We start from the raw sequence: 21,850 nt of genomic DNA, 5'->3' as shown, positions 1-21,850 counted from the left end.
CTTTGATCTGTTACAGTTTTTTCTTCGTTACCTTACTTTACACTGTTCTAAACGCTATAATCACCCCTTATTTCTTAGATCATCATTGTTGCAGGAATTAAAATGAAACAACAGACAAGCAGTTCAGGTGCCGAAAAAAAAGGTGAGTGGAAGTTATTTCTCTTCTTAACCGTATTTTTATTTCCAATCCTAGCCACCATTAGTGTATTTGGTTATGGCTTTGTCATTTGGATGAGTCATATCCTTTTTGGCCTACCTACGCATTAATCAAATTAATCATTATCCAGGTATTACAGTAATGAAAAAATTATTCTCTATAATCGCTCGCTCTTGGCGTGTGTTTAATAAACCAAGTAAACATATCTCTTTAGGTGTTGTGACTTGTGGTGCTTTTATTGCCGGCGTTATTTTTTGGGGTGGTTTCAATACTGCTTTAGAAGCGACCAATACCGAAGCATTTTGTATTTCTTGTCACAGTATGAGAGAAAATAACTATCAAGAAATTCAAAGTACGATCCACTGGTCAAACCGTAGTGGTGTCCGTGCTACTTGCCCTGATTGTCACGTTCCACACAAATGGTCTGACAAAATGGCTGCCAAAGCGCGTGCCAGTAAAGATGTATTTGGTTGGTTGTTAGGTACGGTGAATACTAAAGAAAAATTCGAATCTAAGCGTTTACATTTAGCGCAAAACGAATGGGCTCGATTCAAAGCCAATGGTTCACTCGAATGTCGTAACTGTCATGACTATAAGAGCATGGATTTCACCAAAATGTCTGAACGTGCGCAAGTTCAAATGCGTAAAGCGGCAGAGCGTGATCAATCTTGCCTTGATTGTCATAAAGGTATTGCCCACCACCTACCTGAAATGGATTCATCTGCAATCAGTGAACTGGGTAAAATGGCGAGAAACCTGGAAGGTCACTCATTTGAAATTGGTAAAGAGTACTATTCTCTGGTGCAAACACCACTTTATATAGATGCTAAAGAACCTGAGTACCTAGGTGTATTAACACCTGCGACTAAGTTTAAAGTTATCGCGGAGTCTGGTAAACGTCTGCAAGTTGAACTAGTGACGTGGCATAAAGCCAAAGGTTACGGTCGCGTACTGTACTTTGATTTTGCTAAAAACATTGTGCAAGCCACATTATCAAAAGAAGCATCACAAGATGAATCGCTATTCGTTCGTGGTGATAAGAAAGAAGATGATTTAACGGGTCTACCTTGGGAACAAGTAACGTTCACATTATGGGTTGATAAAAAAGGTTATGAAGAAAATCTACAAAACATTTGGGATTACGCGAAAGAGGCTTACCAAACCACCTGTAGTGTTTGTCATACCCAACCAGCAGAAGCTCATTTTGATGCAAATACTTGGGTTGGTATGTTTGCTGGCATGCAAGGTTTTGTGAACTTAGATGGTGATACACACGATGTTATCTTGAAATATCTACAAAACCATTCATCAGATTACAGCAAAGATGCTCACTAATTCAAAGAGAAGTATGACTATGTTTAATAAAGACAAAAAGTCTAAAAATGAAAATGTATCTGTCAGTCGTCGCTCTTTTCTAAAAGGTATGATGGCGACATCAGCAGTGGCGGTGATTGGTCCTAGTTTATTAGTACCAAAAACAGCAAGCGCAGCGACAATAGCTGAGCGTGCTGAATGGAAGTTAACTGGTTCGCACTGGGGGGCATTCCGCGCTAAAATCCACGGCGGCAAGGTTACAGAAGTTAAAGCCTTTGAGTTAGATAAATATCCAACGGACATGCTGCAAGGCATTGAAGGAATTATCTATAGTCCATCACGTGTTCGTTACCCTATGGTTCGTTTAGATTGGTATCTGAACCGTGAGAAGAGTGATACAAAACAACGTGGTGATAATCGCTTCATCCGTGTTACTTGGGATCAAGCGTTAGATATGTTCTACGAAGAATTAGAACGTGTTCAGAATACGTATGGCCCATCAGGTCTACATACAGGTGCTAACGGTTGGCGTGCAACAGGTCAACTACATAGCTGTGGTAGCCACATGGCGCGTGCCATCGCAATGCACGGTGCATCAGTAAAAGATGTTGGCGATTACTCAACGGGTGCCGGTCAAACAATTCTGCCTTATGTACTTGGTTCTACAGAAGTATATGCACCGGGTACATCATGGCAGTTAATTCTAGATAATAGTAAAACTATTATCTTATGGGCAACGGATCCAGTGAAAAACCTACAAGTAGGTTGGAACTGTGAAACTCATGATAGTTTTGAATATCTGGAAGCGCTAAGAGATAAAGTTGCTGAAAAGAAAATCCGCGTGATCAGTGTTGATCCGGTTAAGAACAAAACGCAAAACTTCTTAGGTAATGAACACCGATACATCAATCCACATACCGATGTACCCTTCATGCTTGCTGTAGCACATACTATGGTAAAAGAAGATCTACATGATAAGAAATTCTTAGATACTTATGCACTTGGTTTTGACGAATTCTTGAAATACGTGCAGGGTGAAACAGAAGATAAAGTTGAGAAAACCCCGGAATGGGCGAGCGAAATTTGTGGTGTATCGCCTGATGACATCCGTGACTTCGCTCGTTTAATTACTAACGGTCGTACTCAATTATTATTTGGCTGGTCGATTCAACGTCAGGAACATGGTGAACAACCCTATTGGATGGGCGCGGTATTAGCTGCCATGATTGGTCAAATTGGCTTACCTGGCGGTGGCATCAGCTATGGTCATCACTATAGCTCTATTGGTGTTCCTACTTCTGGTGCAGTTGGTGCGGGTGCATTCCCACGTAACCCTGATTCAGGCCAAAAACCACGTCACGAAAGTAAAGACTTCAAAGGCGCAAGTTCTACGATCCCTGTAGCACGCTTTGTTGATGCGCTGCAAAATCCAGGCAAAGTGATTGAAGCCAATGGTTCAAAAATCACCTTCCCTGATATCAAAATGATGGTATTCACGGGTTGTAACCCTTGGCATCGTCATCAAGATCGCAACAACATGAAAGTGGCATTCCAGAAACTGGAAACTGTGATCGCGATTGATTATAACTGGACAGCAACGTGTCGTTTTTCTGATATCGTATTACCAGCTTGTACGCAGTACGAACGTAACGATTTAGATATCTATGGTTCATACCGTGCCAAAGGTTTACTGGGTATGAAGAAACTCGTTGACCCGCTATTCCAATCTAAAACTGACTTTGAGATCTTTACTGAACTAACGAAACGTTGGGGTAAGAGTAAAGAGTATACTCAAGGTAAGAGTGAAGTTCAGTGGTTAGAAAAGCTATATAACAAATCAAAAGATGCGAATGTTGGTAAATGGGATATGCCTGACTTCCATGAATTCTGGAAAGAAGGTTACTTCCACTTTGGTGACGGTGAAAACTGGACGCGTCATGCCGACTTCCGTGAAGATCCTGAAGTTAATGCACTGGGTACACCATCTGGTTTCATTGAAATTTACAGCCGTAAGATTGCGCGTTTTGGTTATGAGCACTGTAAAGGCCACCCTATGTGGTTCGAGAAAACAGAACGTTCACACGGTGGTCCTAAATCAGCTGAATTCCCTGTATGGATGCAGTCTTGTCACCCGAATAAACGCCTGCATTCACAAATGTGTGAATCAGAAAAATTCCGTGCAACGTACACAGTGCAAGGTCGTGAACCCGTTTACATGAACTCTGTAGACGCGAAGAAACGTGGTATTAAAGACGGCGACATCGTGCGTGTATTTAACGACCGTGGTCAGCTACTAGCAGGTGCCGTCATTGATGATAACTACCCGGTGAGTGTGATTCGTATTGAAGAGGGTGCTTGGTATAGCCCTGAAGACGAAAGTATCGGCTCACTTTGTACTTATGGCGATCCAAACAACTTAACAATGGATGTGGGTACCTCTGAACTTGCGCAAGCAACCTCGGCAAATACATGTCAGGTAGAGTTTGAGAAATTCAAAGGTAAAGCTCCGGCCGTTAATGCCTTCGGTGGTCCAATCGAAATCGTTTAATGATGTTGTAAAACACTAATTAAATAGATCGTTAAACCGGTCCGGTAAAGCCTAATAGTTGGCAGATTGTGAAAGCAATTTGCGATTATTAGGCTTTTTTTTTGACCTGAGCTTTCTTGATCTAAAGACTGGTGTATCATGCCTGTCATATTCCTTTTATTAGTGACGTCCATGGCATTAACAGCAACAATTTTAAAAGCAAAAGTATCAATCGTTGATCTTGATAATCATGTTTATCTTAATGATATTCCCCTGACGCTGGCTCAGCATCCATCTGAGACCGATAATCGTCTGATGTTACGTCTACTTGCTTGGATGCTAAATGTTGATGCTGAAGCGCGTTTAAGCTTTACTAAAGGCTTAGGCGAAGATGAAGAACCGGATATCTGGTTTAAATCTGATATTGGTGTGATTGAGCAGTGGATTGATTTAGGTCAGCCATCAGAAAAACGGCTGAAAAAAGCCAGCAACCAGGCACAGAAAGCGACGATTTATACCTATGGCGATCGCAGTGCAGCATTATGGTTTAAGAAGCTAAAATACAGCGCAGATAACTTATCTATTCAGTTTATTAATGATGAAACTGCAGAGAAAATGGCGCAGTTATATAGCCGTAATATGGAGCTACAATTGATGATCCAAGATGGAGATATTCAAGTGTTATCTGGCGAGACCAGTATTGTGATTAAACCTGAAGTTTGGTGTTAAGCCTTAACGTTTAATACGAATATTGACTGATGAGTAACGACGGTGACGCTGATGTATGTTGGTGTCCTCATTATCGTTACTCATGCTGTTTATGTAGTTAAGTTCTTATTTTTTTTATACCCGTCACCACCATCAACACAATAAAACCTGCCAGTAACCCCACTAAGCCATCAATCAACACCGCTGTCACTCCGGTCACAATAGTATTATACGCTAATGCATCAGGTAACATCGTCAGTAGTGTGTGGATAATATCGTGAGAGCCTGGAATACTGTGAATGACAATACTGCCGCCAACAAGAAACATTGCAATTGTCCCGATCACTGCTAATGAACGCATTAGTTTTGGCGCGAAAGTCAGTAGCCCATTACCGAGATAGTGTCTAATACTTTTTGCTTGGCTGTTATTAACGAGATATAAACCGACATCATCCATTTTGACGATCGCGCCAACAAGACCATAAACACCGACGGTCATTAATACGGCGATTAAACTTACCACGGTTAACTGGGTTGTTAAGGATTGTATTTGTACTGTGCCCAAGGCAATAACAATAATCTCGGCAGACAAAATGAAGTCTGTTCTAATTGCGCCTTTGACTTTTTTATCTTCAAATTCTTCAACGGATAGTCCCGCTAATGCATCATCATCGCTGTTATCTTCATGAGCGGATGTGGATTTAGCATGATGGAGTTTCTCGGCACCTTCAAAGCATAAAAACAAGCCACCGATAAGTAATAATGGGGTAATTAACCACGGTGCAATAGCGCTTATGAGTAGGGCGGCAGGTACTAAGATCGCTTTGTTCTTAAAAGAACCTTTAGCCACTTTCCAAACAACGGGGAGTTCACGGTCAGCACTCACGCCTGACACTTGCTGAGCATTAAGTGCGAGATCATCACCTAATACACCAGCCGTCTTCTTTGCGGCGACTTTGGTCATCAGTGCTACATCATCCAGTACCGATGCAATATCATCGAGTAGGGCGATTAAACTTAATCCTGCCATGGTTGCTCTCCTATGAGCTAAATTGGTTAATCAGTTTCATAACAAGCCTTATAAAAACTGGATAAACAAAAAGAGACAACCAGTATAAATAAAAAAACCTGCTCGGGAGCAGGTTTTTAGGATTAATCTTCTTCGTGACCATCGTCGATGATTTCAGCTCTTGGCTTTCTCTTCATCGGTGCGAAACCACCATCCACGGCACTTGCCATTGAATCGCGCATCCCTTGTTTCTTATCTTGTTTCGGTGCCGTATTCTGCTTTTGTTTCGGTGCGTTTTTATCACCTTTACGCGCCAGTTTAGCCGGACGACCTTTATTACTTACTGGTAAACGTTTCTTCGCTGGTTTTGGTTTAAAGCCTTTAAATTTAGCTTCAAAACCTTCTAACATAGTGCAAGGCAGTTTAACTTTTAAGTAGCTTTGGATCTTCCCAAATGAAGTCCAATCTTTTGGACTTACGAGTGAGATTGCAATACCTGTTGCGCCTGCACGACCAGTACGACCAGTACGGTGGATAAAGTCTTCAGGGTTAATCGGTAAATCAAAGTTGATCACATGGCTTAATGTACGAATATCAAGACCACGCGCGGCAACGTCTGTTGCTACTAATACTCCAACACGTCCACGACGGAAATCTTCCAATGTACGCTTACGTTGATTTTGTAACATGTCACCGTGAATCGAAGTGGCATCGATATCGTTATCCATTAATAGTTTTGCCAGACGTTCTGTATCTAACTTTGTTGCGGTGAAGATAAGCAGTTGGCGATAGTCTTCATTTTTAACCAGATGAACTAGCTGTTCTTCTTTGTGCGTCAGGTTGTCAGAGAAAAATAGACGTTGCTCAATCTTCTCGTGTTGATCGTTCGAGCGGTTAATCTCGATACGTTCTGGTGCACGTAATACTTGATTACAAATATTAGCGACGTCAACGTGCTCGAGTGTTGCCGAGAACAACATTGTTTGACGTTTTACGTTTGGCGCGCTGTTTGAAATAGCAGATACGTCATCACGGAAACCCATGTCTAACATACGGTCAGCTTCATCCAGCACTAAGAATTCTAAGTGCTCCAGTGAAATTGATTTTTCACGGATATGATCAAGCAGACGGCCTGGTGTCGCAATTAATACTTCTGGGTTTTTACGCAGTAATTTTTCTTGGTGCTGAAATGATTCACGACCAATAATCAATTGGATTTGATAATCCAGGCTCATGCCTAAATGCTTCATGTTTGCATGTACTTGGATCGCAAGCTCACGCGTTGGCGCTAAGATCACTGCACGTACCGCGCGGTGTTCGAAACGACGTTGCTTTAACATACGTTGTAATATTGGCAGACCATAAGCAATGGTTTTACCACTACCCGTTTGCGATGTAGCCATGATGTCACAGCCACCTAAAATAAGTGGAATAGCTGCTTCCTGCACCTCTGTTGCTTGTTCAAATCCTAAATGCTCGATTGAACTGATTAAACGTGGATCGATACCGAAATCTTGAAAGCGCAAAGAAGCTACCTCTTAAAATAGAATAAAAATAATTGCTAGAAATTATTTAGGGGCGAGAACTATATAGGAGCACAGCTCAAATTCCAAGCCTATTTTCTAGTCACTCGTTACTATTGTACAGCATAAACGGAACATGCTCGCAGAAATAAATGATTATCCCTTTTAAAAGCGCATTACAGATTTGCTATTCGCGAAAAAATAGGAGTTATTGCAGCAATTTTGACAATATTGGCTAAATTTATTAAATAGGAAAGAGAAGGATATATGCTATGCGGGCAAACAAGGTTGATTCAGGTAAAGTCATTTTACAATCTTCGTTATTTAACAAAATACGAACGCTACTGCTCGTTATGCTAGCCGCGGTGATTGCCAGTATATTTATTACTATTGAAGTGCTGAGTCAACAAGCCGCACCACTACACTCCGAGTTATTGACGACGCTTAAAGTCAATATACTGCTTGTGGTATTACCGCTATTACTTGCCGCACTGGTTATCTCCAAGCTCGTACTACACAAATTAGTTTCTCAGCCGTTGGCGGTTCTGCAACAAAGATGCCAAGCGGTAACGACGAATAATGACCATCATTATGAACGATTTAGTTCGCCTTATATTGAGTTAGATGGGGTGGTGGAGTTATTAAATTCGCAGCTTCAAACCATGACTGAACCTAAGGTAAATAAATTGCTTTTGGCGAAGTCAAAACAACAGTTTGTCGAGAGCTTAACGAATGACATTCGAACGCCAATGAATAGTATTTTAGGCACTGCGGAGTTATTGTGTGAAATGCAGCAAGGCATGAAGTCGATGGAATATTTGAAATTAATGAAACACTCAGCCAATCACATGCAGATGGTGCTTAACGATGTTGCTGATTATTCTAAAATAGAGTCAGGGAATTTAGAGTTAGGAAAAGTACGGTTTGACTTATTAGCCATACTTGATCAAGTTTATACCTCGCTTCGTCCATTAATCTGTCATAACTTACGCGTACGTTTTAGCTTGAATTATAACGAGAATTTACATCGTTTCTATATTGGTGATCCTGTTCGTCTTCAGCAAGTCTTAATAAATTTAGTTGCCAATGCGTTGAAATTTACTGATAGAGGATTTGTTGAGCTTAAAGTTGATTGTACAAATGTTGATGGCACGAATGAGCAGGATGAAATGGCGGAACTGGTATTTACTATCAGTGATACTGGTATCGGCATACCAGCGACTAAACTGGCGGATTTATTTGATAGCAAGCAACAGGCTTATCATCATAAATCAAATAATTTGCCAAGCGGGGGGTTAAGCTTACCGACGTGTTCACGTCTCATTAATTTGATGCATGGGTGCTTACAAGTCGACAGCACATTAGGCGACGGCGCACAGTTTAAAATAAATTTAAGATTACCTCGAGCTTATCAATTACGAACCCAGCATATTGTCGGCAGCAATGATCTCGCCGTTGATAAATTAGCGGGATTAAAAGTATTATTGGTTGAGGATAATAAGATCAATCAGATTGTCTTTCAGCAAACGATGATGCAACTACACATGCAGGTATTTACCGCAAATACAGGTTTAGAAGCACTAGAACTTATTCCTAAGTATAAGTTTGATGTTATTTATATGCAGATACCGGGGACTGATGAAATTGCGACCTCGAAAGTGCTGCGTTCTGGTAGCAGTGATAATAATAACACCCCCATCATTGCACTGGCTGAAGATACGGCTAAGTTTGATTTAGTGAAGTGCAAACATGCAGAGATGCAAGGCTGTATTAATAAACCGATATCCAAACAAGCCTTAATTGACGAGACTGTACGTGTGCTCGGTTTTGAAATGCCACTCTCCGATGTAGTATTACCGATCAATAAAAAAATTAAAACCGGTTCAGAAGAATAGCGTTATCCGAGCATTTTCAGCTATTTACGGCTTACCTATGCCACCATCATGCTTTTTAGGGCAAGCTGGTCAGTAATATCAAGATCCAGTTCTTCACAAGCTTCTTCAAATGTTTTACCTAAATGGCAAATATACATTTCAATCGCGATAAGATGATTGTGTAATGCTTGTTGCTGTTCCATGGTGATAATCTCCATCCGTGCTATGAGAAGTTTTATGAGTGAATAAATTAGACTAGTTCGCTAATTTCTGTCTACTATTTTAGTAATATTACAGGTTGTTATGTTTGTAAGTGTTAACCCGCGCACATATATCGCATTTTAATACTTGTATGTGATGATGGAAATGACTCAGAATCGAGTATTTATTCGATGCAATGGAAGAGTCAAAATGGAACTTACAACGACGTTAATGATGAGCTCTGTGATTATTTCTGTGTGTGCATTGCTGCATCTGTATGGTGCTTACCAAGACCGAAAATGGTTATTCTATGTATTCAAGCCCGTCACGACACTTGCGATCACTGCACTGTGTTGGTATCTAGCGCCTGAACTTAATGATTATGTCTGGCTGATCTTACTGGGTTTATTGCTCTCAACCTTGGGCGATATATTTCTTATGTTACCCAAAGATAGATTTATTCCCGGTTTATTGAGTTTTTTGGTAGCTCACCTTACGTATATTATTGCGTTCTCGATGCACGTTGAACTGAGTTATTCTTGGGCGCTTATCTTGCCCTTAACCATCATAGCAATGGTGTATTTAACCATACTATGGCCATCGTTAGCGGCAATGAAAGTGCCTGTTTTTGTGTATATGAGTATCATCGTGGTCATGGCGTGGATCAGTGGCGAACGTTACTTTAGCTTGGATAATACCGCCAGTCTTTATGCTTTTATTGGTGCGCTAGTATTTTTGTGTTCAGATGCGACCCTGGCATTCGATAGATTTAAAAAACAGTTCCATAGTGCTTATGGCGTTATTATTGTAAGCTATTATCTTGCTCAGTATTTTATTGCGCTCTCAGTTATATGACCAGTTATCTGAAGGTGTTAACGTCGTTACAGTAAGGGAATTAATTCGTGGCTAAAATAAAATTATCAGCACTTGCTATTTATCCATTAAAATCGGCAAAAGCAATTAACTTAACGCATTCTCAAGTCAGTGAAATGGGCTTAGAGCATGATCGCCGCTTTATTATTAGTGACATGCAAGGACACTTTATTACCGGTCGAACTCAACCTAAAATATCGACCATCAAGATTGAAGTTTCTGCGCAAGGTATTATGCTTTCTGCGCCACACATGCCCCCGATTGCTTTCATCTTTAAAGAGCTGCAACAAGATTATACGGATGTCACTGTTTGGGGGACGGCTATTCAAGGGCAACGCTGCAGTGATGACATGAATCGATGGTTAACTAAGTTTTTGGGCGTTGACTGCCAGTTACTTTATTTTGGCGACAAATCGTCACGCCAAGTTGCTAACGTTGATAAACAAGTCGGTTTTGCTGATGGTTACCCGCTGTTATTAATCTCACAAGCCTCCCTCGATGAACTAAACCGTAGCACCTCGCGAGCAATAGACATGCGTCAATTTCGGACTAATTTGGTGGTCACGGGTTGTGAGCCTTTTGCTGAAGATACTTGGAAACGGATCAAAATTGGTGATGCTGAATTTGAATTAGTTAAAGCTTGTGAGCGCTGTATTTTTACAACCTTGAGTCCTGGTGAAACCCGTTTTGCTGACGACAAAGAACCGCTTAAAACATTGAATTTATTCCGTAAAGATAATGATGGTCGGATTGATTTCGGCCAAAATTTGATTAGTCATAATACGGCCGAGATTAAGCTTGGCGACAGTATCGAAGTATTGGAGTATCACCAGCCGAAGTTTTATGCCGACCATCGACCTAAACAGAAATCCGTGGTATCAGCGCCCAAAGCGATAGTGAAACACCCCGCAGTGCAACAAGCCAAAACCTTATGGGGTAAAGGTGAAACCCGACAGCTATGTTGTGTCGCGGTTATTGATGAAACGCCAGATACTAAAACTTTTCGTTTTCGTGTTGAACCTGCCGCGTTATTAAATTATAAACCCGGTCAATTTATTACCCTTAATTTAAAAATTGGTCAGGATCTGGTGATGCGCAACTATACCTTGTCATCTTCACCAAGCAGACCTGATTTATTAGCTATTACGGTAAAACGCGTACCTGATGGTAAAGCATCGAATTGGTTGAATGACAATTTAACGGTTGGCAGTCGTTTAGGGGCGTCATCACCACGTGGCGCTTTCCATGCGTTTACTGCGACGACGCACAAGTTATTACTGCTGTCAGCGGGGAGTGGCATCACCCCGATGTTATCGATGGCGCGTTATTATGCGGATACTGAATGTGATAAAGACATCGTGTTCTTCTACAGTGCTAAAACCTCTGCGGATTTGATTGCCCTTGATGAGTTACAGTTACTGACTCGTCAACATACCAATATGCGCTTGGTACTGACTCTGACGGGGGAAAGTATCCACAGCGATTGGAGTGGTTTAAGAGGACGTGTTGATCAGCAAATGTTGGCTGATGTGGTGCGTGATATTAGCGACCGCTCTGCGTATGTCTGTGGTCCAGAAACCTTTATGACGACAATGGCGACTGCACTCACGGCATTGAATGTGCCTGCTGACCAGCAGTTCCAAGAGAGTTTTGGCGATCATAAACATTCTGATACCCCAGGTAAACCAGTGACTATCTTATTGGATAGTTGGGATACCAGTTTTGTTGGTGATAACAAAACCACGTTATTAGAACAAGCTGAAAAAAATGGTGTCAACATTCCCTATAACTGCCGTGCGGGTTATTGTGGCGTTTGCCGAGTGACGTTAGAGTCCGGTGAAGTGCGCGTGCTTGCCGACCATGCATTGACGGATGATGGTAAAAAGGCGAAGAAGATATTAGCGTGTAGCTGCATTCCACAAACGGATGTGGTGATTAGCGCATAATGATGCTGTTGTATTGGGAGTGCTTAGTTTTAGATATTAGATTTAAATATTAAGACTCTCAAATTGTAATTAAGTAGGTGGTACTTTAAAGTGTACCTATTTATATATAGGAATTAAGAGATGAATCGTACACTTGCCATTGAATTTTCGCGTGTTGTTGAAGCCGCTGCTCTTGCTGGTTATAAATGGTTAGGCCGCGGTGATAAGAATATTGCTGATGGAGCTGCTGTTGAAGCCATGCGTGTGATGCTAAATAAAATCGACATTGATGGTGAAATTGTTATTGGTGAAGGCGAAATCGATGAAGCGCCAATGCTGTATATCGGTGAGAAAGTCGGCACCCAAATAGCCGGCGCTGACGCAGTTGATATTGCCGTTGATCCGATTGAAGGTACGCGGATGACGGCAATGGGGCAATCTAATGCTGTGGCCGTATTGGCTGTCGGTGAACAAGGCGCATTTCTAAAAGCACCTGACATGTATATGGAAAAATTAGTGGTTGGCCCAGGCGCTAAAGACGCCATTGATTTAAGTTTATCGCTGGAAGACAATATTCGTAATGTTGCTAAAGTATTGAATAAAGATATTCGTGAGTTAACCGTTGTTACGTTAGCCAAACCTCGTCACGATAATAAAATTAAAGCCATGCAAGCCATGGGCGTACGGGTATTTGCATTAGCTGATGGTGATGTTGCCGCATCTATCTTGTGCTGCATGCCAGATAGTGACGTCGATATGATGTATTGTATCGGTGGTGCGCCAGAAGGGGTAATTTCAGCCGCGGCTATTCGGGCAATGGGTGGCAACATGCAAGCGCGATTATTAGCACGCCATGATGTCAAAGGAGATACTCCTGAAAACCGCGCGGCAGGTGAAATTGAAATTTCACGTTGTCAGGCGCTCGGTTTGGTGGTGGGTGAGATCTTACCATTGGATAGATTAGCGAAAACAGATAATGTAATTTTTGCCGCAACAGGGATCACTAAAGGCGATCTGGTGGAAGGTGTGCAACGTAAAGGTAATATTGCCACGACGGAAACTTTGGTTATTAGTGGTAAGTCGGGCACCATTCGTCGTATTCAATCAACGCATATGCTTAACCGAAAAAGTGCAGATTTACAAAAAATCATTTTATAATACATCATTTTATAAAATTAGAAGCGTGATTGATGAGATAACAAAAAGCCGCGTGATGAACGCGGCTTTTTAGCATGGTCTATATGTAATACTGATTCTATTATATACCCATGACCATTCAAAATGCAGAAATCAGCAAGTCGAGAGGTGACCAGATTCAAGGCATGAAGTTGATGATCTAGTTATTCTAAATCAAGACTTCATAACACCGAAGATGGTTACCTCTCGCCTTGCCCTGCGGGAGACCAGCTTGAAAACCAGCACTGCGTTGCAATATTTGAAAAGGGAATAACCATTCTCTGCATATTGCGCCTTATTCTGGTGTTCAAGCTGGCCTCTGAATTAGCATTTTGAATGGCCATGGGTATAGTACTGAGCTTATACGATGGCGATGCGATCACTTGCTGCTTGGGCAAGGTCTGCCAGTAATTTTTCAGTATCTTGCCAATGGAGGCAAGCATCGGTAATACTCTTACCATAAACAAGCGGTTTGCCAGCTACAACGGCTTGGTTGCCTTCTTCGATAAAACTTTCAGCCATAATACCTGAAATCTGCATACTACCGGTACGCATTTGCGCCATCACATCTTCAGCAACAAGTAGCTGATTGGTGTGGAGCTTTTGGCTATTACCGTGACTAAAATCAACCACGACAGACGGTGTTAAACCTGCATCACTTAATGCTTTGGTCGCCACGTCGATGTGTGATTTGTCATAGTTCGGCTCTTTACCACCACGTAAAATCACATGACCAAATGGATTACCGTGGGTTTGGTATACCGTCATGAAACCATCTTTATCGGGCGAGTAGAATATATGTGATACTTGTGCTGCACGTACTGCATCAATGGCAATTTTGGTATTACCATCAGTACCGTTTTTGAAACCCACAGGACAAGATAACGCGGATGCCATTTCACGGTGCACTTGGCTTTCGGTGGTTCTCGCGCCAATGGCACCCCAGCTAATTAAGTCCGCAATGTATTGACCGTTGACCATGTCTAAAAATTCGGTAGCGATTGGTAAGCCGATTTCACTGATATCAACTAACAGTTTACGAGCTAAACGTAAGCCTTTATTCGCTTGGTATTTACCGTTTAAATCAGGGTCGCTGATCAAACCCTTCCAGCCCACAATGGTACGTGGTTTTTCAAAGTACACACGCATTGCAATGACTAAGCTGTCTTTGTACTGTTCTTGCAATGGTTTTAGACGGCGAGCGTAATCTAAGGCGGCGCTAGTATCATGAATTGAGCAAGGGCCAATGATAACCAGCAGGCGGTTATCTTTGCCTGCAATAATCGCTTCGATTTCACGACGACTGTTGATGATCTGCTGTGCGGCATTATCAGATAATGGAAACTCTTTAACCAGTTGACTTGGAGTGATCACCTGGTCGATATAGGTAGTTCTAAGTTCGTCTGTTTTAATTGTCATGATGTCTATTAATCTAATTATGGGCTGTGATCAGCTTAACGTAATTTCATATTATTATAAAGATAATCAGATGTCAGCTTGATTAGAATCATCAAAGCCTAATAACAGCAGTGTTTTTCCTTGTTTTTGATAGGCTAAAAAACGCTGTTGGATATCGTTTGGCGCTTGCGCTGTGGGATAAAAATCATGCTGACGATAAAAGTGTTCAAGATGAGGCAGGGCAAAAGTAAAGGTCTTATTATTCTCAAAGTGCGGGCGCATATCGCGTAATAATTGATGACCGAGTTGTTGACCACGGTAGTCGGGCGATACCAACATCCCTGTTAATAAAGATAACTCACCGATAGGGCGCAGTCTCGCGCAGGCGATAATGGTATTGCCCTGTTTTCTATTATCTTTTAAAACGGCAATATGCTCGGCTTTATTGGGTCTTGAATAGGGTAGGTATTGCTTATAGAAGGGCTTAACTAGCGGGTTCTCTATTTTATTTAACCATTGAAACTGCATCTCGTGACCTTTTATTATTCGGTTTTGCCTGCAGATACGTTACTATCTGCAGGGAATTATGCCTTATGAGTGTTAATTATTTCATGCAAATACTAAAAAATCACAATTTAAAACCCTATACCAGTTTTGGAGTTGATGCTTATGCCTCGCAGTTCGTCACAGTGACGACGTTAAGTGAGCTTAAGTTAGCGCTGCAACTCCCCGCGCCCCAGCGCTTAATTCTGGGTGGCGGCAGTAATTTGTTATTTTGTGATGACTTTGATGGACTCGTTATTCGTATTTTCTTAACGGGTATCACAGTGAATGAAGCGGCTGAGGATGCGGTGTACTTACACGTAGCAGCTGGTGAAAATTGGCATGAATTTGTGCAATGGACATTGGCTCAAGGTTATGATGGATTAGAAAATCTAGCGTTGATCCCGGGAGTCGTCGGTGCCGCGCCAGTACAAAACATTGGTGCTTATGGTGTTGAATTGAAGGATGTCTGCGATTATGTTGATGTACTTGATATTGAGACTCTAACGGTACATCGGTATGCACCAGCAGAATGTCAATTTGGCTACCGAGACAGTATTTTTAAAGGTGAACTTAAAAATAGCGCCGTGATCACCGCTGTCGGTATTAAATTACACAAACCTTGGATTGCCAAAATAAATTATGGCCCGTTAGCGAGTTTAGGGGATAAAACCTCGGCATTGGCGATCTTTAAACAGGTTTGCCTGACGCGTCAACAAAAACTACCCGATCCCAATAAACTGGGTAATGCGGGCAGTTTCTTTAAGAACCCGATCATCAATAAAGCACAATTTAACGCAATCGTCGCCCTGCATCCCAATATCCCGCATTATCCAGCCGGTGGTGATATAAAATTAGCCGCGGGTTGGTTGATAGACCAATGTGCACTAAAAGGTTATCAACAAGGTGGCGCGCAAGTACATACCGAGCAAGCGCTGGTTATTGTCAATACGGGAACTGCGACAGCGGGTGATATTGTCGCGTTAGCGAAACATATCCAAACTACAGTGCAGACACGCTTTGGTGTTGAATTACAGCATGAGGTTAGATTTATGGGGCGTGACGGAGAGACTAACTTAGCGGAGGTGTGTCGTGGTTAATATGACGACTTCACGGCAGCAACTTATTCGCTTACTTGCTGATGGTGAGTTTCATTCGGGTGAAGCGTTAGGTGCAACGCTCGGTGTAAGCCGCATGGCCGTGAGTAAGCAGATCAAGGTACTAGAAACAATAGGCCTAGATGTATTTAAGGTGACAGGTAAAGGTTATAAACTATCTGCTCCGCTGCAATTACTCGATGCTGAGCAGATTGCTGCAGGGAGTGGTGTGACTGTCGAGAGCCATCAAGTGCTAGGCTCGACCAATCAGCATTTATTAGATAAAGCCGCGTTATTACAGAAAGGCCACAGCTGCTTTGCCGAATATCAGACTGCCGGGCGCGGACGCCGTGGTAAAAAATGGGTGTCACCTTATGGCTCGCACCTTTATACCAGTACTTACTGGAGTTTAGATGCTGGGATCCAAGCTGCCTCCGGTTTAAGTTTAGTCATCGGCATTGCTGTTGCACGCACACTCACCGACCTGGGTATTGTTAATACCCAATTGAAATGGCCGAACGATGTGTATGTGGATGGTAAAAAGATTGCAGGTGTACTGGTCGAAATCATTGCTACTGCTGGTGGTGAATGCCATTTAGTCATCGGCTTGGGGCTTAACGTTAATATGCCATTGCAAGCAGGGCTAGAGATAGACCAAGCTTGGACTGATATCAATCAACAATTACCGCACTCGCTTGATCGTAATGCATTAGCGACGTCTTATTTAACTCACTTAATCAAAATTTTGACTGATTTCGAGTCGTTTGGTTTTGGACACTTTGTTGAAGAGTGGAATTGTTGTGATGCGTTTAGAGATAGCCCTGTGGTATTGACTATAGGTAACAAGAAAAAATACGGTATCGCGAAAGGGATCGATCATAGTGGCGCATTATTGTTAGAAATTGACGGTGTTATTAGCCCATTCGTTGGTGGTGAAGTATCATTGCGACGCGCTGAAATATAACCAAAATGGATTTTATTCATGTTTTCGAGTCGAAGCTTAGTCGAAATGGCTAATAATTCGCCATGTAAATAAAAAAAAACTGGTTTTTATCGATTAAGGTTGCAAGAGGTAGGGGCTTACTCTAATATCCCTCCTCGTTAAGTGACGCCGCCGACTTAGCTCAGTAGGTAGAGCAACTGACTTGTAATCAGTAGGTCGCCAGTTCGACTCCGGCAGTCGGCACCATTTAACTCGTTACTGAAGTACAATATGTGGAGGGGTTCCCGAGTGGCCAAAGGGATCAGACTGTAAATCTGACGGCTCAGCCTTCGAAGGTTCGAATCCTTCTCCCTCCACCACTTTGTATTCAAGACGCATGCGGGCGTCGTATAATGGCTATTACTCCAGCCTTCCAAGCTGATAATGCGGGTTCGATTCCCGCCGCCCGCTCCAAATTCGCTGATATGGCTCAGTCGGTAGAGCGCATCCTTGGTAAGGATGAGGTCCCCAGTTCGATTCTGGGTATCAGCACCATTTTTTCAGGTTAATTGTTTTCTTCTTCTGTTTATTCTTCATATCAAATGACTACGCCTTAAAAATAACCACACGTTAAAAAAAATCAAAAACAAATTTAATCATAATCTATTTAAGCTATTTGTAATTCAAATATTATTCATAATTATTTACGAATGACTTGCATGAAAAATGAAAGCCCCTATAATTAGGTGCTCCGTTTGTAGGGGTAGCTCAAATTGGTAGAAAGGCGGTCTCCAAACTGATGTTTGTGAGTTCGATTCTCTTCCTCCTGCCACTGCCATCACCGTGTAACAGCGGATTTTTTTGTCTTAAGGTACAGGTTAGTAGTATGACTTCAAATACTGAAAACCAAGGAAAAGCACTAGAAACCGTAAAATGGGTACTAGTTGCGATAATTCTAATTGGCACAGTTATTGGTAACAATATTTTTAGTGAAGAATCAGTGTTAATCCGCGCAGTTGCTGTAATTATTGCCGCTGTTATTGCTGGTGGCATTGCATTGCAGACAAGTAAAGGGCGCAATGCGCTTGAATTTGCATCTGAATCAAGAACAGAAGTACGTAAAGTAGTTTGGCCTACGCGCCAAGAGGCGATCCAAACTACACTTATCGTATTAGTTGTTACCGCTATTATGGCGTTAGTGCTATGGGGACTAGATGGTATTCTAGTTCGTGTAGTTGCATTTATCACAGATGTAAAGGTATAAGTTCATGTCTGAACAGAAAATGAGATGGTACGTAGTTCAAGCCTTTTCCGGTTTTGAAGGTCGTGTTCAAAAAACATTACTTGAACATATTAAGATCCACGAAATGGAAGAATATTTCGGCGACATACTTGTTCCAACGGAAGAAGTTGTTGAAATGCGTGCCGGTCAACGTCGCAAGAGTGAACGTAAGTTCTTTCCTGGTTACGTTTTAGTTCAAATGGTAATGAACGATGAATCATGGCACTTGGTAAGCAGTTTACCGCGTGTACTTGGTTTCATTGGTGGTACTAAAGAGCGTCCAGCTCCAATCACCCAAAAAGAAGCTGACCGCATTCTTAACCGTCTTCAGGACGCGATTGATAAGCCGCGTCCTAAAACGTTATTTGAAGTGGGTGAAGTGGTTCGTGTATCTGACGGCCCATTTGCTGACTTTAATGGTGTGGTTGAAGAAGTTGACTATGAAAAAAGTCGCTTAAAAGTTTCTGTATTGATCTTCGGTCGTTCTACACCGGTTGAATTAGATTTCGGTCAAGTAGAAAAAGGCTAATACCATTAACCTATTAGGTTAATGGTAAAGTTCAAAACAATAAAGATTGCGTTTTATTGAATGAAACTTCAACAAAATGCTTGGCAAGGGCAGCGATTATATCTATAATTCGCTGCCCTTGTTTTTCGGGAAGCTAGTATTCATGTCGGATACAGCGTTCGCACCCATATTTAAGGTAAATTAAAATGGCTAAAAAAGTTACTGCATATATTAAGCTGCAAGTTTCAGCTGGTATGGCGAATCCTAGTCCACCAGTTGGTCCTGCACTAGGTCAACACGGTGTTAACATCATGGAATTCTGTAAAGCGTTTAACGCAAAAACAGATTCTGTAGAGAAGGGTTCACCTACTCCAGTTGTTATCACAGTTTATTCTGATCGTTCGTTTACGTTCGTTACAAAGACTTCTCCAGCATCTTTCTTACTTAAGAAAGCGGCAGGTATCAAGTCTGGTTCTGGTCGTCCTAACACTGATAAAGTGGGTACTGTTACTCGCGCTCAGCTGGAAGAGATTTCAAACACTAAACAACCAGACCTTACGGGCGCTGATCTAGATGCAATGGTTCGCACTATTGCTGGAACAGCTCGCTCAATGGGCTTGAACGTAGAAGGATAATACTGAACATGGCTAAACTTTCTAAACGTATGCGTACTATCCGCGAAAAAGTGGAAGTAACTAAGCAATATGAAATCACTGAAGCAGTTGAACTTCTTAAAGAATTAGCATCTGCTAAATTCAAAGAAAGCATCGACGTTTCTATCAATTTAGGTATTGATTCACGTAAATCTGACCAAAACGTTCGTGGCGCTACTGTGCTACCACACGGTACTGGTCGTGACGTACGTGTTGCAGTATTTACACAAGGTGCTAACGCGGAAGCGGCTAAAGCTGCTGGCGCTGACATCGTAGGTATGGAAGATCTAGCTGCACAAGTTAAAGCCGGTGAGCTTAACTTTGATGTTGTTATCGCATCTCCAGACGCTATGCGTGTTGTTGGTCAACTAGGTCAAATCCTAGGTCCACGTGGTTTAATGCCAAACCCTAAAGTTGGTACAGTAACTCCTGACGTTGCGACTGCAGTTAAAAATGCTAAGTCTGGTCAAGTTCGTTACCGTAACGACAAAGCTGGCATCATCCACACTACTATCGGTAAAGTGGATTTTGAAGCTAGTAACATCAAAGAAAACCTTGAAGCTCTACTTAAAGCATTGACTAAGTCGAAGCCTGCTTCTGCTAAAGGTCAATTCATCAAGAAGATCAGCCTATCTACTACGATGGGTGCTGGTCTAACTGTTGATGTTGCAACTGTAGAGACTAAATAATTTACAGGAACGAAATTATTTAGTATAATTTGGTTCCTTAAATTTAGCTGGTCGGTTAATACTAATTTATTAATATTAACCGATGAGCAAAAAATGTGGGTTGAAGTAGGTACATCAAGTTTAATACTTAGTGTTACTTGCTTCCGTCCAAGACCGTAGGAGTTGTGCTTACTCTGTAAGAATGACTTAATCATGATCGGCTATTTTAGTTAATACTTGATCTTTCCTACGTAGATGGTGCAGGACCTCTGAAGAATTTATTTTTTCTGGAATCCAAGCCGTAATGGTTCGACTGATGTGACTGCTAAGGCAAGATATTGGTCGGAAATTTTTAATACCGATTTTATCGGTTTTATCCAGGAGTATAGACCATGGCATTAGGTCTCGACGACAAAAAAGCAATTGTTGCTGAAGTCAACGAAGCTGCCAAGGCTGCGCTTTCTGCAGTAGTTGCTGATTCACGTGGCGTTACTGTAGGTGCAATGACTGGTCTTCGCAAGCTAGCTCGTGAGAATGGCGTCTACATCCGTGTAGTACGTAACACTCTTATGAAGCGTGCTGTTGAAGGTACTGAATTTGAGTGCCTTAGCGAAGTATTTACCGGTCCAACTCTGATCGCATTCTCTAATGAGCACCCAGGTGCTGCAGCTCGTCTATTAAAAGACTTCGCTGCACAAGAAGAATCTTTCACAGTTAAAGCGTTAGCATTTGAAGGCGAATTTATCGGTGCAGAAAACATTGATAAACTAGCAACACTACCAACATACGACGAAGCAATTGCTCAGTTAATGATGACTATGAAAGAAGCATCAGCTGGCAAACTTGTACGTACATTGGCTGCTTTACGCGATCAAAAAGAGCAAGAAGCTGCTTAATTTAGCTGCTTTGTCTAAAATAAATTTTACAATACTAGGAATGACACATGTCTATTACTAAAGACCAAATCATCGACGCAATTGCTGAACTTTCTGTTATGGAAGTTGTTGAATTAATCGAAGCAATGGAAGAAAAATTCGGCGTATCAGCTGCTGCTGCAGTTGTTGCTGGCGGCGCTGCTGCTGCTGCTGAAGAAGAGCAAACAGAATTCGACGTAATTCTTGCTTCTTTCGGCGAAAACAAAGTTAAAGCTATTAAAGCTGTACGTGCTGCTACAGGTCTAGGCCTTAAAGAAGCTAAAGGTGTTGTTGAATCTGCACCTGTAGCTGTTAAAGAAGCTGTAGAAAAAGCTGAAGCTGAAGAACTTAAGAAAGTTCTAGAAGAAGCTGGTTGTACTGTTGAGATCAAATAGTCTATTCTTAAATAGATTATTGCCCTCATAAGGCATTGGCTGGTGATTCTTTAATCGCCGGCCTTTTTGCGCTATAGGATGTTTGGATATTTCACATCATTTCAACCAAAATTCTGCGCACTGTTTAGCCCAATTCATTTGGTCGAGACAGGATAAAAAACATATAATGATGTTGTTAGAGCT

21 protein-coding genes and 4 tRNA genes are annotated in these 21,850 nt (G+C 41.8%); 20 read left to right on the top strand and 5 right to left on the bottom strand.

The genetic code is table 11. The features are described 5' to 3' along the window. The first annotated feature begins 102 nt into the window (after positions 1–102). The 4 genes from HRT96_RS13790 to HRT96_RS13775 all read left to right on the top strand — a co-directional run bounded on the left by HRT96_RS13790 (position 103) and on the right by HRT96_RS13775 (position 4,727). Positions 103–267 (top strand): napE protein, encoded by a 165-nt coding sequence (locus HRT96_RS13790; RefSeq protein WP_293157721.1) that lies wholly within the window; start codon positions 103–105, stop codon positions 265–267. A gap of 31 nt (positions 268–298) precedes the next feature. After that, the gene (gene torC, locus HRT96_RS13785; RefSeq protein ID WP_293157719.1) at positions 299–1,492 is read left to right on the top strand and encodes a pentaheme c-type cytochrome TorC; all 1,194 of its coding nucleotides are present in this window, start codon (positions 299–301) and stop codon (positions 1,490–1,492) included. 13 nt (positions 1,493–1,505) lie between these two features. Further along, complete coding sequence (torA, locus tag HRT96_RS13780; RefSeq protein ID WP_293157716.1) at positions 1,506–4,019, top strand: trimethylamine-N-oxide reductase TorA; 2,514 nt, start codon at positions 1,506–1,508, stop codon at positions 4,017–4,019. A gap of 171 nt (positions 4,020–4,190) precedes the next feature. Further along, positions 4,191–4,727 (top strand): YaeQ family protein, encoded by a 537-nt coding sequence (locus HRT96_RS13775; protein WP_293157799.1) that lies wholly within the window; start codon positions 4,191–4,193, stop codon positions 4,725–4,727. 97 nt (positions 4,728–4,824) lie between these two features. Here the strand turns inward: HRT96_RS13775 and HRT96_RS13770 are convergent, their stop codons facing one another. Together HRT96_RS13770 and HRT96_RS13765 are read right to left on the bottom strand one after the other, a co-directional pair. Next, positions 4,825–5,736 carry a DUF808 domain-containing protein gene (locus HRT96_RS13770; protein ID WP_293157713.1) on the bottom strand — a complete coding sequence of 304 codons (912 nt, stop codon included), beginning with the start codon at positions 5,734–5,736 and terminating at the stop codon, positions 4,825–4,827. Positions 5,737–5,858: 122 nt separating this feature from the next. Beyond that, a complete protein-coding gene (locus HRT96_RS13765; protein ID WP_293157710.1) occupies positions 5,859–7,241 on the bottom strand; it encodes a DEAD/DEAH box helicase in 1,383 nt (460 codons plus the stop codon). A gap of 269 nt (positions 7,242–7,510) precedes the next feature. Here HRT96_RS13765 and HRT96_RS13760 point away from each other — a divergent pair, with 269 nt between their 5' ends. Continuing rightward, positions 7,511–9,133, top strand: a complete 1,623-nt coding sequence (locus HRT96_RS13760; RefSeq protein ID WP_293157707.1) for an ATP-binding protein — start codon at positions 7,511–7,513, stop codon at positions 9,131–9,133. A 35-nt stretch (positions 9,134–9,168) separates the two neighbouring features. On the opposite strand, the gene HRT96_RS13755 is transcribed toward HRT96_RS13760, so the two are convergent. Then, a complete protein-coding gene (locus HRT96_RS13755; RefSeq protein ID WP_174216931.1) occupies positions 9,169–9,315 on the bottom strand; it encodes a hypothetical protein in 147 nt (48 codons plus the stop codon). Positions 9,316–9,523: 208 nt separating this feature from the next. Between HRT96_RS13755 and HRT96_RS13750 the strand changes: the two genes are divergently transcribed. The 3 genes from HRT96_RS13750 to glpX all read left to right on the top strand — a co-directional run bounded on the left by HRT96_RS13750 (position 9,524) and on the right by glpX (position 13,269). After that, on the top strand, positions 9,524–10,168 hold the full coding sequence (locus HRT96_RS13750; RefSeq protein WP_293157704.1) for a lysoplasmalogenase: 645 nt from the start codon (positions 9,524–9,526) through the stop codon (positions 10,166–10,168). Between the two features lie 47 nt (positions 10,169–10,215). After that, positions 10,216–12,132, top strand: coding sequence for an MOSC N-terminal beta barrel domain-containing protein (locus HRT96_RS13745; protein ID WP_293157701.1), 1,917 nt, complete (start codon positions 10,216–10,218; stop codon positions 12,130–12,132). A gap of 120 nt (positions 12,133–12,252) precedes the next feature. Beyond that, positions 12,253–13,269 carry a class II fructose-bisphosphatase gene (gene glpX, locus HRT96_RS13740; RefSeq protein WP_293157698.1) on the top strand — a complete coding sequence of 339 codons (1,017 nt, stop codon included), beginning with the start codon at positions 12,253–12,255 and terminating at the stop codon, positions 13,267–13,269. Between the two features lie 378 nt (positions 13,270–13,647). Here the strand turns inward: glpX and HRT96_RS13735 are convergent, their stop codons facing one another. Together HRT96_RS13735 and HRT96_RS13730 are read right to left on the bottom strand one after the other, a co-directional pair. Beyond that, complete coding sequence (locus HRT96_RS13735; protein WP_293157695.1) at positions 13,648–14,706, bottom strand: 3-deoxy-7-phosphoheptulonate synthase; 1,059 nt, start codon at positions 14,704–14,706, stop codon at positions 13,648–13,650. 66 nt (positions 14,707–14,772) lie between these two features. Further along, positions 14,773–15,213, bottom strand: a complete 441-nt coding sequence (locus HRT96_RS13730; RefSeq protein ID WP_293157692.1) for a GNAT family N-acetyltransferase — start codon at positions 15,211–15,213, stop codon at positions 14,773–14,775. Positions 15,214–15,278: 65 nt separating this feature from the next. Here HRT96_RS13730 and murB point away from each other — a divergent pair, with 65 nt between their 5' ends. From murB to rplL, 12 genes are all read left to right on the top strand, one after another. Beyond that, positions 15,279–16,328 carry a UDP-N-acetylmuramate dehydrogenase gene (gene murB, locus HRT96_RS13725; RefSeq protein WP_293157689.1) on the top strand — a complete coding sequence of 350 codons (1,050 nt, stop codon included), beginning with the start codon at positions 15,279–15,281 and terminating at the stop codon, positions 16,326–16,328. A 1-nt stretch (position 16,329) separates the two neighbouring features. Continuing rightward, positions 16,330–17,289: a bifunctional biotin--[acetyl-CoA-carboxylase] ligase/biotin operon repressor BirA gene (gene birA / locus HRT96_RS13720; protein WP_293157686.1), complete on the top strand. Its 960-nt coding sequence runs from the start codon at positions 16,330–16,332 to the stop codon at positions 17,287–17,289. Positions 17,290–17,438: 149 nt separating this feature from the next. Continuing rightward, positions 17,439–17,514: transfer RNA gene (locus HRT96_RS13715), tRNA-Thr, on the top strand. Positions 17,515–17,542: 28 nt separating this feature from the next. Beyond that, positions 17,543–17,627: transfer RNA gene (locus HRT96_RS13710), tRNA-Tyr, on the top strand. A gap of 19 nt (positions 17,628–17,646) precedes the next feature. Continuing rightward, positions 17,647–17,721, top strand: a tRNA-Gly gene (locus tag HRT96_RS13705). A 5-nt stretch (positions 17,722–17,726) separates the two neighbouring features. Continuing rightward, positions 17,727–17,802: transfer RNA gene (locus tag HRT96_RS13700), tRNA-Thr, on the top strand. 331 nt (positions 17,803–18,133) lie between these two features. Beyond that, positions 18,134–18,511, top strand: a complete 378-nt coding sequence (secE, locus tag HRT96_RS13695) for a preprotein translocase subunit SecE (RefSeq protein ID WP_019442535.1) — start codon at positions 18,134–18,136, stop codon at positions 18,509–18,511. Positions 18,512–18,515: 4 nt separating this feature from the next. Then, entirely contained in the window at positions 18,516–19,058 is a 543-nt protein-coding gene (nusG, locus tag HRT96_RS13690) for a transcription termination/antitermination protein NusG (RefSeq protein ID WP_067048322.1), read from the top strand. A gap of 185 nt (positions 19,059–19,243) precedes the next feature. Next, entirely contained in the window at positions 19,244–19,672 is a 429-nt protein-coding gene (gene rplK / locus HRT96_RS13685; protein ID WP_067048320.1) for a 50S ribosomal protein L11, read from the top strand. Between the two features lie 8 nt (positions 19,673–19,680). After that, positions 19,681–20,379 carry a 50S ribosomal protein L1 gene (rplA, locus tag HRT96_RS13680; protein WP_293157678.1) on the top strand — a complete coding sequence of 233 codons (699 nt, stop codon included), beginning with the start codon at positions 19,681–19,683 and terminating at the stop codon, positions 20,377–20,379. A gap of 371 nt (positions 20,380–20,750) precedes the next feature. Continuing rightward, entirely contained in the window at positions 20,751–21,254 is a 504-nt protein-coding gene (gene rplJ, locus HRT96_RS13675) for a 50S ribosomal protein L10 (protein ID WP_293157675.1), read from the top strand. Between the two features lie 47 nt (positions 21,255–21,301). Further along, positions 21,302–21,667 (top strand): 50S ribosomal protein L7/L12, encoded by a 366-nt coding sequence (gene rplL / locus HRT96_RS13670; RefSeq protein ID WP_067048316.1) that lies wholly within the window; start codon positions 21,302–21,304, stop codon positions 21,665–21,667. The last annotated feature ends 183 nt before the right edge of the window (positions 21,668–21,850 follow it).

Origin of the sequence: Moritella sp. (assembly GCF_013215705.1) — a bacterium.
Taxonomy (GTDB): domain Bacteria; phylum Pseudomonadota; class Gammaproteobacteria; order Enterobacterales; family Moritellaceae; genus Moritella.
The sequence above is the reverse complement of the archived record's forward strand: the minus strand, read 5'-3'. Positions and strand labels throughout refer to the sequence as shown.

Coding starts and splice junctions, on each gene's coding strand:
- HRT96_RS13755 (WP_174216931.1), bottom strand. CDS start 9,315: ATGGAACAGCAACAAGCATTACACAATCATCTTATCGCGATTGAAATG.
- glpX (WP_293157698.1), top strand. CDS start 12,253: ATGAATCGTACACTTGCCATTGAATTTTCGCGTGTTGTTGAAGCCGCT.
- HRT96_RS13770 (WP_293157713.1), bottom strand. CDS start 5,736: ATGGCAGGATTAAGTTTAATCGCCCTACTCGATGATATTGCATCGGTA.
- HRT96_RS13775 (WP_293157799.1), top strand. CDS start 4,191: ATGGCATTAACAGCAACAATTTTAAAAGCAAAAGTATCAATCGTTGAT.
- HRT96_RS13730 (WP_293157692.1), bottom strand. CDS start 15,213: ATGCAGTTTCAATGGTTAAATAAAATAGAGAACCCGCTAGTTAAGCCC.
- rplK (WP_067048320.1), top strand. CDS start 19,244: ATGGCTAAAAAAGTTACTGCATATATTAAGCTGCAAGTTTCAGCTGGT.
- HRT96_RS13750 (WP_293157704.1), top strand. CDS start 9,524: ATGGAACTTACAACGACGTTAATGATGAGCTCTGTGATTATTTCTGTG.
- birA (WP_293157686.1), top strand. CDS start 16,330: ATGACGACTTCACGGCAGCAACTTATTCGCTTACTTGCTGATGGTGAG.
- rplJ (WP_293157675.1), top strand. CDS start 20,751: ATGGCATTAGGTCTCGACGACAAAAAAGCAATTGTTGCTGAAGTCAAC.
- torA (WP_293157716.1), top strand. CDS start 1,506: ATGACTATGTTTAATAAAGACAAAAAGTCTAAAAATGAAAATGTATCT.
- nusG (WP_067048322.1), top strand. CDS start 18,516: ATGTCTGAACAGAAAATGAGATGGTACGTAGTTCAAGCCTTTTCCGGT.
- HRT96_RS13735 (WP_293157695.1), bottom strand. CDS start 14,706: ATGACAATTAAAACAGACGAACTTAGAACTACCTATATCGACCAGGTG.
- murB (WP_293157689.1), top strand. CDS start 15,279: ATGAGTGTTAATTATTTCATGCAAATACTAAAAAATCACAATTTAAAA.
- torC (WP_293157719.1), top strand. CDS start 299: ATGAAAAAATTATTCTCTATAATCGCTCGCTCTTGGCGTGTGTTTAAT.
- HRT96_RS13760 (WP_293157707.1), top strand. CDS start 7,511: ATGCGGGCAAACAAGGTTGATTCAGGTAAAGTCATTTTACAATCTTCG.
- rplL (WP_067048316.1), top strand. CDS start 21,302: ATGTCTATTACTAAAGACCAAATCATCGACGCAATTGCTGAACTTTCT.
- HRT96_RS13790 (WP_293157721.1), top strand. CDS start 103: ATGAAACAACAGACAAGCAGTTCAGGTGCCGAAAAAAAAGGTGAGTGG.
- secE (WP_019442535.1), top strand. CDS start 18,134: ATGACTTCAAATACTGAAAACCAAGGAAAAGCACTAGAAACCGTAAAA.
- rplA (WP_293157678.1), top strand. CDS start 19,681: ATGGCTAAACTTTCTAAACGTATGCGTACTATCCGCGAAAAAGTGGAA.